This window comes from Rickettsiales endosymbiont of Trichoplax sp. H2, assembly GCF_009690945.1.
GTDB lineage: Bacteria > Pseudomonadota > Alphaproteobacteria > Rickettsiales > Midichloriaceae > Aquirickettsia > Aquirickettsia rohweri.
Map to the genome: position 1 here is coordinate 165,151 of NZ_NPHZ01000001.1, position 11,276 is coordinate 176,426.

12 protein-coding genes are annotated in these 11,276 nt (G+C 28.4%); 4 read left to right on the top strand and 8 right to left on the bottom strand.

Features of this window, described 5'->3' with window-relative positions:
- Positions 1-68: 68 nt before the first annotated feature.
- From gltX to h2es_RS00945, 8 genes are all read right to left on the bottom strand, one after another.
- Complete coding sequence (gene gltX / locus h2es_RS00910) at positions 69-1,409, bottom strand: glutamate--tRNA ligase (RefSeq protein WP_154510552.1); 1,341 nt, start codon at positions 1,407-1,409, stop codon at positions 69-71.
- The gene (locus h2es_RS00915) at positions 1,406-1,702 is read right to left on the bottom strand and encodes a hypothetical protein (RefSeq protein WP_154510554.1); all 297 of its coding nucleotides are present in this window, start codon (positions 1,700-1,702) and stop codon (positions 1,406-1,408) included. Before h2es_RS00915 ends, gltX begins: the two co-directional genes overlap by 4 nt.
- Before the next feature lie 17 nt (positions 1,703-1,719).
- On the bottom strand, positions 1,720-2,196 hold the full coding sequence (locus tag h2es_RS00920; protein WP_230204222.1) for a nucleoside deaminase: 477 nt from the start codon (positions 2,194-2,196) through the stop codon (positions 1,720-1,722).
- The gene (locus h2es_RS00925; protein WP_154510556.1) at positions 2,174-2,995 is read right to left on the bottom strand and encodes an inositol monophosphatase family protein; all 822 of its coding nucleotides are present in this window, start codon (positions 2,993-2,995) and stop codon (positions 2,174-2,176) included. The genes h2es_RS00920 and h2es_RS00925 overlap by 23 nt, the downstream gene beginning before the upstream one ends.
- Positions 2,996-3,390: 395 nt before the next feature.
- The gene (locus h2es_RS00930) at positions 3,391-3,879 is read right to left on the bottom strand and encodes a GDYXXLXY domain-containing protein (RefSeq protein WP_195909940.1); all 489 of its coding nucleotides are present in this window, start codon (positions 3,877-3,879) and stop codon (positions 3,391-3,393) included.
- Between the two features lie 17 nt (positions 3,880-3,896).
- Positions 3,897-4,991 carry a DUF4401 domain-containing protein gene (locus tag h2es_RS00935; RefSeq protein WP_154510560.1) on the bottom strand — a complete coding sequence of 365 codons (1,095 nt, stop codon included), beginning with the start codon at positions 4,989-4,991 and terminating at the stop codon, positions 3,897-3,899.
- Positions 4,984-6,009 (bottom strand): DUF2157 domain-containing protein, encoded by a 1,026-nt coding sequence (locus h2es_RS00940; protein WP_154510562.1) that lies wholly within the window; start codon positions 6,007-6,009, stop codon positions 4,984-4,986. Before h2es_RS00940 ends, h2es_RS00935 begins: the two co-directional genes overlap by 8 nt.
- Before the next feature lie 329 nt (positions 6,010-6,338).
- Complete coding sequence (locus h2es_RS00945; RefSeq protein ID WP_154510564.1) at positions 6,339-7,136, bottom strand: class II glutamine amidotransferase; 798 nt, start codon at positions 7,134-7,136, stop codon at positions 6,339-6,341.
- Positions 7,137-7,433: 297 nt separating this feature from the next.
- On the opposite strand from h2es_RS00945, the gene sdhC reads away from it, so the two are divergent.
- The 4 genes from sdhC (at position 7,434) to h2es_RS00965 (ending at position 11,270) form a co-directional block, all read left to right on the top strand.
- On the top strand, positions 7,434-7,829 hold the full coding sequence (gene sdhC, locus h2es_RS00950; protein ID WP_126044356.1) for a succinate dehydrogenase, cytochrome b556 subunit: 396 nt from the start codon (positions 7,434-7,436) through the stop codon (positions 7,827-7,829).
- Positions 7,830-7,837: 8 nt separating this feature from the next.
- Positions 7,838-8,242 carry a succinate dehydrogenase, hydrophobic membrane anchor protein gene (gene sdhD / locus h2es_RS00955; protein WP_154510566.1) on the top strand — a complete coding sequence of 135 codons (405 nt, stop codon included), beginning with the start codon at positions 7,838-7,840 and terminating at the stop codon, positions 8,240-8,242.
- Position 8,243: 1 nt separating this feature from the next.
- Positions 8,244-10,031, top strand: a complete 1,788-nt coding sequence (gene sdhA, locus h2es_RS00960) for a succinate dehydrogenase flavoprotein subunit (protein WP_154510568.1) — start codon at positions 8,244-8,246, stop codon at positions 10,029-10,031.
- Positions 10,032-10,454: 423 nt separating this feature from the next.
- Positions 10,455-11,270: a sodium:solute symporter family transporter gene (locus h2es_RS00965; RefSeq protein ID WP_154510570.1), complete on the top strand. Its 816-nt coding sequence runs from the start codon at positions 10,455-10,457 to the stop codon at positions 11,268-11,270.
- The last annotated feature ends 6 nt before the right edge of the window (positions 11,271-11,276 follow it).

Genomic DNA, 11,276 nt, shown 5'->3' on the forward strand with positions numbered 1-11,276 from the left:
ATAATTTAATGTTACTTTATCCATTTTCTTCATCAATAATATATATTAATATATTTTTTTTACAATAATTATTCATTATTAAGATCATTAAGTCTACGAATTATTAAATTTCTACCAATAAGTGGTAGTAAATCTCTCAATTCAGGACCAGTTTCTTTACCTGTTAATGCTAACCTAATAGGCATAAATAACTCTTTGCCTCTTAATTTTGTGTGTTTTTTTATATTATTTATCCATATGCTCCAAGTATTGGAGTCAAATTTTGTATTAGGTAGTAGTTTTATTGCTAAACTAATGAGTTCTGTATTTACAATTTTTGTTTTGATGTCTTTTTTACAAATTTTATGCCAAAATTCAATATCTTGAAGTGCAGTAATATTAGGTCTTATAGACAGCCAGAACTCCTCATCAATATCATTTAAATTTACTGAATTTAAGTAATTTTTAATCTCATCAAAAGTTAGTGAATGTATTACTTTTATATTAAAAGCTACTAATTCATTATAGTCATATTGCACTGTAGATTTGCTTAATTTTTTAAAGGAGAACTCATTTATTAGCTTTTTAGTATTCTTTCCTATTTTAATATTTTCAGAGCTTCCAATTTTAGCGAAAAAAGTTGCAATAGTAGATGATAAAATTCCATTTTTTCTTAATTCTTTAATGCTAAAATCACCCTCTCTTTTAGATAATTTCTTATCTTTTGTAGTCATTAATGAAATATGACTAAAGTTAGGTGGCTCTGAAGATAAAGCTTTAAATATTTGTATATGTATGGCACTATTTGAGATATGATCTTCTCCTCTAATAATATCTGTAATTCTGTACTCTATATCGTCTACAACAGATGCTAAACTATAAGTTAGAGTTCCATCTGTTCTTATTAATACTGGATCGCTTAAATTTTTTGGATCGAAATGCAAATTTCCTCTAACCTTATCGTCCCAAGATATATTTTCATTATTTAATAAAAATCTCCAATAAGGTTTTATTCCTTTGGATTCTAAATCTGTTTTTTGATCAGCTGTTAATTTTAATGATGCTCTATCATAAATTGGAGGTAAATTTCGACTTAATAAGCTTTTCTTTTTTAAAGCGAGTTCTTCCTCAGTTTCATAACAAGGGTATAATCTACCTGCTTTTATTAAGTTATTTTTTGCATTTTCATATTTAGCTATTCTATCAGATTGCTGAAAGCAAACATCCCAATCAATTCCTACCCACTTTAAATCTTCCTTAATAGAGCTAATATATTCATTTTTTGATCTTTTAATATCAGTATCATCAATTCTTAATAAGAATTTTCCATTATTTGATTTTGCATATAGCCATGTAATAAGGGCAGTTCTTAAATTTCCAACATGTAAAAATCCTGTTGGGCTTGGGGCAAATCTAGTAATTACAGTCATATAGAGTTATTATTTGTTATTTCATCTTTAGCAAAGATGCTTTTTGTATCGGAGTCTTTGCGTATATAAGCTACTTTGTTAAAGTTTTTTAAATTATATTTATTAATTGCTTCATATGCAGTATCAGCTTGGATTTTTTCAATTTTATTGTTGAAATGGAATATATATGATTTTGCTGAATTATGTTTAACCTTAAATTTAGGAATATTTAATTCTACAAATACTTTTTCTTCAACATCATTTTTTGAGTTTTCAGTTAGGTTATTAAGTTTAAATGTTTTTGTATTTATCATTTTTAAATCGGCATTAATTATTTTTGTCGTGCTCTTATAAAAAACTTTTGCATTAAATCTACAGCTTTTTGTTCCATAATGCCACCATATATTTCAGGAGTATGATTATGTGTTTTTGAATGAAACAATCTTACACCATTTTCAATAGCACCAAATTTTTTATCATAAGCACCAAAATATAAACACTTTATTTTGCTAAATGCAATTGCTTGTGCGCACATAGCACATGGTTCAAGTGTAGTATATAATTCACAATCACTTAGATTTGTTATTTTTAATTTCTTTGCAGTTTCTCTTATACATAAAATTTCTGCATGCGCAGTTGGATCTACATTAGATTTAACCTTATTGTAATTACTAGATATAATTTTATTATTATGAGTGAGAATTGAGCCAACTGGCACTTCATTATTTTTAAATGCTATTTCAGCCTGAGATAAGGCATGATTCATGAATTGGTTAAAATTTAAATTAGCAATTGTTTTCAATTTCATTTACTAACTTTTCGTTTCCTGCAATTATTCCATTTACTAAGGTAAGAGTTAAGTCTTTTTTATTGAGATCTTTAACAACTCCACCTGCTTCTCTCACAATAATTAATCCTGCTGCATAGTCCCAAATGTTTAACTTACCTTGAATTAATAGATTAATTCTTCCATCAGCTAAATACGCTAATTCTAATGCAGAGGCTCCCAAAATTCTAGCTTTACTATGTTTTGAATGAACGTAATCTTGGTATTGCCTTAATTTATCGCTTGAATTTGAATTATCATGGGTTGCACAAATAACTCTTTCATAATCATTGTGTCCAGCTACTTTAATTTTTCTTTGAATTCCTAAACTATCTATCAAAAATGCTCCTAGTCTTTTTGCACCCCAAAATGTTTCATTATTAATGGGGTTATGTATTACTCCTAAAATAATAGAAGATTCTTCTTTAGTAATTTTAGCAAGGGCTATAGATATACAGAAAAATGGTATGCCATGCATGAAGTTAAATGTACCGTCAATTGGGTCAATTATCCATTTATATTCTGCTTGATCAGAATTTGTGTTTTGTAAACTATCTATCTTTCCACATTCTTCGGTTAAAAAGCTGTATTCTGGTCTACTTTTTTGTAAATGGTATATTAATGTTTTTTCAGCTGCTAAATCGGTGTTTGTTACAAAATTTGCAACTCCTTTTTTAGAAATTTGTAATTTTTCAATTTCATAAAAATCTTTACTAATTTTAACTGATGCTTTTTTAATTGCTTCTAGTATTACATTTAAATCTGCATTAAAATTTTTCATTGCACTTGAATGAGTTTATCAATGAAAACATTATGAACAAAATTATGAATAATTCAATGAATATATTGCTACAGTTCCAAAATTATTAGAGTAAACAATTATTCATGTTACGGGAGTCATTTTTGGTGATGGAGTATATTACAATAATAAGATATTAGAGCTGGAGACGCCTGAAGTGTTGAAGTATCAAAGTTATTATTAACGATAATAGTGTTATAATGACTGTACAGATGAAATTTATTGATATGATGGATTAGGTTTTAATAATATTAATAAATTGTTACTACATTCAAGAGAGAATAAGTATAAACCTTATAAGCTTTGCTTTCTTATCATTTTTAAAATTTATTCAATTGCCTTTCAGTTTATTTAATAAAGTTTATATTTTTTATGGTTCATGGAGCTATTATTGTTTTTCTATTTTTATCAGCTAATCCTATAAGCAGATAATTGCCTGAATTATCGAATTTAAATACTCCATATTTGGCATTTTCGTAATATTTTGCATGGCCTTCTTGAAATAAGAAAGAATTAGGTGTAATTCTTATCCTGTTATATTTTTTATAAAAGTGGAGTAGTTTTTCATTTGCTGCTAAATCCTCTTTTTCATGAAAGCGTATGAAGTGTGCCACGGTATGATTATCTGGGGAAATTACTATATATCCACGCTTATGGTGGTCTGCTAGTTGTTTAGCTAGTGCATTGCGTTCTATAGTGTAACTTAAGCGCATATAGTCTCCTTGTACTAGGGAACGGGGATCAACAGGAGCTAATTCTAGTAAGATTGTTTGACCATGATCCTTGATAAGCTCTTTTTCGTAAATGCTATAGTTTAGTGCAGTTAGGATCATCACTAACAATATAATCATTATTTTAATACGCATGGCATACCTCATTAATCTCAAATTTTATACTTAAGGTAAAATCTTCCAGTCAGTAGCACTGCACCACTTATGATAAGAATTACTGATTTTTGTAGTAAAGAGATATCAAGATTATAATAGTGCAAAAATATAAAAATTGGCATGAATAAAGCGCTTATGATAATCAGCAGATTTTCATGTTTAGCATATCCAAGAACCATAATCCCAATCGTTAATAATATGCCTGTAGCTGAAATGTATCCCAAAAGTACCACACCTACAGAAGCTAATATTAATGGAGTGGTTTTAAGTTTTTCTATACCACCTGCGGTCTGGATGAATAAAGCAATCAATCCAATACTCAAAACAATGTTGATAAAGGTTGGATCAATCATTTTTTTATTACTGATATAACCTAATAGTGTCTGTGAGTTTATAAATAAAATGATCATACAAAGTGATAAAGTAAATGCATAAGACAGTGGAATATAATCTTGTTTAATTTTATCGTGTGTTAGTAGAATAGCAGTAATAGTGAATTGTATTAAAAAGCAAGCGTTTAGTATCAATTTTGTTAAGTAGTTGGTATTATAACCCCATATATAATCCCATATAATATTTATTAAAATAGAAGATAGCATGGTAAATAACGATAGGAATCTATCTATTGACATTTGGTAAATATTATAAGTAATACTGGTAATAATCAGTAATCCTAATGTGATGCTCCATTTATAGTTTAGTACTTGGCTTATACCTACTACAAATAATATCTTGCCAATTAACATACAAATAAAGGAAGATTGTATTAAAAAATTATGTTTGACCGTATTATCTTGGCCAGCAGCTCTTTGTAATCCTATTGCACTGGTAATGAAAGCCAGTCCCAAAATAATCGAACTTTTGTTATAGCTAAAAATATTGATAATATTCACAACTTCTAGAAAGCCAATAAAGCAGAGTGATGCAATAAATGTTCCAATACCAATCAAGATCATTAAGTAAAGTGGAAGTTCTTTCTTTTTATGTTGATATATAATAAAATTAGAAAGCTCATTATTAATAGCTAGGCCTTTGCTTCTAAGCTGCTGAAGCAATTCTGCTGCATTATATTTTATTGTATATTTAGGCATGGTCGAACTTCAGCTTTTTTAATACATTTCGGAGATAAGTAATTAAGGCGGTAAATATCCCTAATGTCAATATCCCCATGATCATATATGTAAATGCATACGATTCCCAAAGGGGTTTTGCAACTAATGTTTTACAGATGTAACATTCGATGATAAAACAACTGGAAATTATAGTAGCGGTTAGTGACCACATATCAGGCAATTTATAGCGATAGAAATAATATGCTATTCCATGTCCAACAAAGCCTATAATACTGCTAAATATAATAGATTTCGTAGCTATACTAGGATATATTATCCAAATAACAATAGGGATCAACATTATTAGTAAAACAACTATGGTAAGTACCAAGCGTATCCACTTAGCTTCAAGCCATTTACAAGTCTTTGTTATAATACAATATTCGCGCAGTGCTAAAGCGATTCCGTTTAATAAGGCCATATAGGTAAAGATCATAAATTCAATTTCCCTGGTAGGTTGTGCAGCTTGTTCCCACCATAACACAAAAAAGATATTAGTAATTATTAACCAGAAGATCCACTGTGCTGCAAAGTTTGATATTAATGTCCAGCCGAATGTAAGCAGTGACCACATCATAAACAGTTGGTAAGAGTTTGCTCCAGTCTGGTAAATTTGCGAGAATGTTACCATAAATGCACCAATTAATATACTTCCAAAAAGCAGTAAAATTTTCCCATTAATATGTTGTAAAGAGTAAAAATAGGCTCCAATTAAACAGCTAATAATGCCAAATTGAATCGAATATATCTTTATTGATGGGGTTATTTTTGACCAATTGAAAGCAACGAAATAGATGATGCCCGAAAGTATCAACGCTGATCCAATAGTGAGCAGTAAGCGTGATATCCATAATATCCACTGATCATGAGGATATAGCAGATTAAGTGCATATTCTCGAGTTTTTTTTGTAATTTTTCCATGTGAATATAATTTTTCAACTAATTTGCGATTTGCAGGAATTTGTTGGAGTATAAAATTATTTTTTTCTGTATCCATAAACGTTAACCTTCACAGTATAATTTTATACATGGATATTGTGTTAATCAAGCGATACCATGCGTATACTAGGACCTATAAGAGCTTATCATGAAATTGTAAAGTATAAAAGTACTATTTATAATTGTGTGTATAAATTCATAATATATTGGGCTTATAATTAGAGACATTAAGTTTTATTAAGATTCAATGTATCTCATAACCCTTATTATATTATTGAGTAATTATAAGAGGTTATTTGTTACTTTAGATAGCTTATGTTTATATAATAATATTAATTCTAGTTTATATGTAATTTAACTATTTTATAATTTGCTATTACATAAAAGTTAGTCAAAATATTTTATTTTAAAATTTAAAGAATCTTTTTTATTTATTAAATAAGAATTTGGAGGTAATAAATTCCACTCTGGTATTTGTGTATTTGAAAGTGGTTCTGAAGCGATAGTAATGCTATTATCTTTATTAATATTGTAATAGAGTGATATAGGTTCATTATTTTTTGAAGCAAATCTTGTCGCAACAATTTGATTTCCATCTGTTATAATAATATTAAGTTTGGAGAAACATTTGCTATCATTATTAAGTTGTTTTTCATTTATCCAGTTAAAGGCATTTAACATTGCTATTTCTAAATTTTGATTCTCATTATTAATTAGGAAATGCATAATCAAGTAAAATAAATGCTCAGAATCTGTTTGAGCTTTAATTTGTGTAAAAAGTTTTGAATTTATAGTATTTAATAGTGAGCGACGTATTTTTTCAAAATTATGAATAGTTCCATTATGTATGAAAGAATATTTGTTATAAGAAAAAGGATGACAATTATTGATTGTTACATCTCCTACTGTAGAAGCTCTAACATGTCCTAAAAAACAATTTGATAGTATTTTATTAGATAAATGTTTTAGATTAGTATCGTTCCATGCAGGCCTTATTGATTTAAATATTCCTGGTGTATCATCTATTTGTTGATCATACCATGCTATGCCAAATCCATCAGCATTAGTGCCGTGTTCACCTAGCTTTGCAGCAATGCTTTGATTAATTAATGAGTTTTCTGGTTTTTCAATTAATTCACTGATTAAAATAGAATTTGCGCCTTTATAACAAATAATCCTGCACATAATTTATTTATTACCAATTTTGTTAATATAAGATATTTTCAGTAATTCTTTTTGCATGCGATATTTTTCAATTCTTTGATTAGGCATAAGAATTAGCTATTATATATTAAGTATTTTCTATTTTTTCCAAAAAGTAAATCTAATCCTGTTACAGCATAATTTATTAATCTTGTTGTTTTAGTACATAGTCATTCAATTTTTTTAATAAGCTTAATTAAAAAAGGCAAAAATGCTTGAATTAACAAAAAATAACACTATCATGTGGTTATAGAATATAAATTGCATTATTAAATATTAATGATAAAAAAAGATAAGCCGTTATCACCTCATTTAACAATTTATAAACCTCAAATTACGTCTGTACTCTCTATAATGCATAGAATTACAGGGTTTATATTATTTTTTGGATTTTTGATTATACTTTGGACCACTAATATTTATACTTTTAAAAGCACAACTCTTGAAGACTTTGGTAAAGTATTAACTTACTTAGTAACTAATAAATTTTTTATTTCAATATTAATATTATTTAGTTATTGTATTTTTTACCATATGTGTACAGGTATAAGATATTTATTTTGGGACTCAGGCAAATTAATGGATATAAAGATGATAAATTTAACAGGATGGTTAGCTGTGATTTTCTCTGTTATATTTACTTGTATATTTTGGTACCTAATTATTTATAAATAATTGATATTATGAGTTTTAAAAGTTTAAATAGTAAGGCAAAAGGAAAAGGAAGTTCAAAATTTTCTACAGTGCATTTTATAAGGCAAAGATTTACTGCATTAGTATTAATCCCACTTTTTATATGGTTAGTGCTTTGTATAATTTGGCTTGTTAGATCTTCATCTCCGGAAGAGTTTATATTATTTATATCACATCCATTAAACTTTTCTCTTGTTTTCATTTTTATTTCATTTTTTCTATACCATGGTTATTTAGGTATTGAAGATATTATGAAAGATTATATTCATTGTAAAATATTATATAAAATACTTCATAAATTATTAATTTTGATTTGTATAATAACATATATAGTGAGTTTTATTAATTTTGTTTTTTATCATTTATTATTTAGATATTTTACAGGAATGGGGTAAAATGAATATGAAAGCATATAATATTATAGAGCATAAATACGATATCATAGTAGTAGGAGCTGGAGGAGCAGGATTGAGAGCTACTTTAGGTATGGCTGAGAAAAATTTAAAAACAGCGTGTATTACAAAAGTTTTTCCAACTAGAAGCCATACAGTTGCAGCACAAGGAGGAATTAGCGCATCTTTAGGTAATATGGGGAAAGATGATTGGCGTTGGCATATGTATGATACTGTTAAAGGTGCTGATTGGTTAGGAGATCAAGATGCTATTGAATACATGTGTAGAAATGCTGCTGAATCGATAATAGAATTGGAAAATTATGGTGTGCCTTTTTCAAGAACAAAAGATGGTAAAATATACCAAAGGCCATTTGGAGGTATGACTACAAAATATGGTAAAGGTGAGCCTGCTCAGAGAACATGTGCAGCTGCTGATAGAACTGGGCATGCTATACTTCATACATTGTATCAGCAATGTTTGAGAGCTGATGCAGAGTTTTTTATTGAATATTTTACAATTGATTTAATTCAAAATGATAGTGGTGAATTTATTGGGGTTTTAGCATATTCTCTTGAAGAAGGAACAATTCATAAATTTAGTGCAAACTTGGTAGTATTAGCTACTGGAGGGTATGGTAGGGCATATTTTTCTGCAACATCAGCACATACTTGTACTGGAGACGGTGGTGGCATGGCATTGCGCTCAGGACTATCTTTGCAAGATATGGAATTTGTACAATTTCATCCAACTGGTGTTTATGGTGCAGGATGTTTAATAACAGAAGGTGTAAGGGGTGAAGGAGGATATTTTATTAATAAAGATGGTGAAAGATTTATGGAGCGCTATGCTCCTTCAGTGAAAGATCTGGCATCAAGAGATGTTGTAAGTAGAGCAATGACTATAGAAATAGATGAAGGAAGAGGTTGTGGTGAAGAAGGTGAATATATTCATTTAGTTTTATCTCATTTAGATGCAAATATTATACATAAAAGATTGCCTGGTATCTCTGAAACAGCTAAGGTTTTTGCTGGTGTTGATGTGACTAAAGAGCCAATACCTGTTACGCCAACTGTGCATTATAATATGGGTGGTATACCTACAAATTATCATGGAGAAGTGGTTAAGAAAAATGGTCAGTCAATTGATGTAGTTCCTGGCCTTATGTCAATTGGAGAAGCTGCTTGCGTTTCTGTTCATGGTGCTAATAGATTAGGTTCTAATTCTTTGCTTGATTTGGTTGTATTTGGAAGAGCAGCAGCTATTAGGGCATGTGAAGTAGTTAAGTCTGGTTCTTCAAAACCTAATATTTTAGATAAATATATAGAAAAAGCTATTGATAGATTTGATAAAATAAGGAACTCTAATGGCAAGCTTTCTACTGCTAAAATAAGGACTACAATGCAGAAAACTATGCAGAAACATGCTGCAGTATTTCGTACGGAAAAGTCGTTAAAAGAAGGTGTTGAAAAAATGAAAGAGGTATATGATTCATTTAAAGATATTGGTATTTCAGATAGGAGTATGATATGGAATAGTGATCTTGTTGAAGCTTTGGAATTAGATAACCTTAGATCTCAAGCACTTATAACAATATCAGCTGCGTTGAATAGGAAAGAATCAAGGGGGGCGCATGCTAGAGAAGATTACCAAGAAAGAGATGATAAAAAATGGATGAAACATACTTTGATTAGTATTAGTGATAAGATCAAAATTGATTATAGAGAAGTATCAAAGAAAACATTGACTGATGATGTGGAATTTTTTCCTCCAAAAAAGAGAGTTTATTAGTTATATTTTTTGTTAATAAGGTTGCTTTTTGCATTAATAAAAAAATAATATATCTATTTTTCTTTATTATTAATCTATATAATTAACCACAATAATAAAAAAGCAGCATAAGTACTTATGCTGCTTTAATATTCTAACATACAATGACTATAATAACAATTTAAATATTATCGTCATAGTTGAGCTAAAATTACAGGCAATAATTATTTAATTATTGTCCAACATCAGCAAAAGCACTCACAATTGTTACTAATGCAGCTAGTATTGTTAAAGTAAATTTCTTCATATTTATACCTAATTACTTAACAGTTATCATACCTATAGTTGTATTATATCTAAATCAAAAAATATTCAAGTGTTTTATATTATTAATAATAAAAAAATATATTGAAAAGTTATTTGCAAATTGTATAAGTAGGTTAGGTGAAATTATTTATTGGTCTTGTTATGGCTTTTAATTTGCGAAATTTATCATATTTTGACATTTCATTAGTAATAATCCATATTTTTATTTGTTTTTATATTGCCTTTCATTATTTTAGAAAAATAAAAAAACCTGATGATTTTTCTTTTGGAATTAAGGGTTCTTCAACAATCATGTTTGTTTGTTCTATTTTTGCCACTGGTATAGGTGCTGGATCTACTATGGGTTATGTTGATAAATTGTATAATAGTGGATTTTTAATTTTAATTTTTATATTTTCACAGCCATTTTTATGGTTGATAACTTCAAAATTATTAGTACCAAAAATTTATAATCTACAATTTTGCTCAACCTTAAGCCAAGCTATAGGTAAACTGTATGGTACATCTGCTAGGTTTTTCACTGTACTTGCAATAGTTGTTGAAACTATTGGAACTATTTGTATGCAAAGTATGGCTTTAGGTGTGATATTTGAGTATTTCTTTGGTATAGAATTTGCATATGGTGTTTTTATTGGTTATGGATCAATAGCACTTTATGGAATGATTGGCGGAATTAGAGGAATTATGGCAATAGATGTGTATCAATTTATAATATTTTTTCTAATTATTCCAATAGCATATGCAGTTGTTAGTACTAATTTTAATGGTGTTGAAGAAGTACTCTTGAAGATTCCAAAATCAGAATTTAAATTTGAGTTTAATTTTAAAAATATTATAATATTAATAAGTGTTCTTTTTGCTTCTTTAATGCCGTCAATATCTGCACCTTATATGCATAGATACTTGATGTTATTGAAACCCCAAAGAAGCTAAAAACAA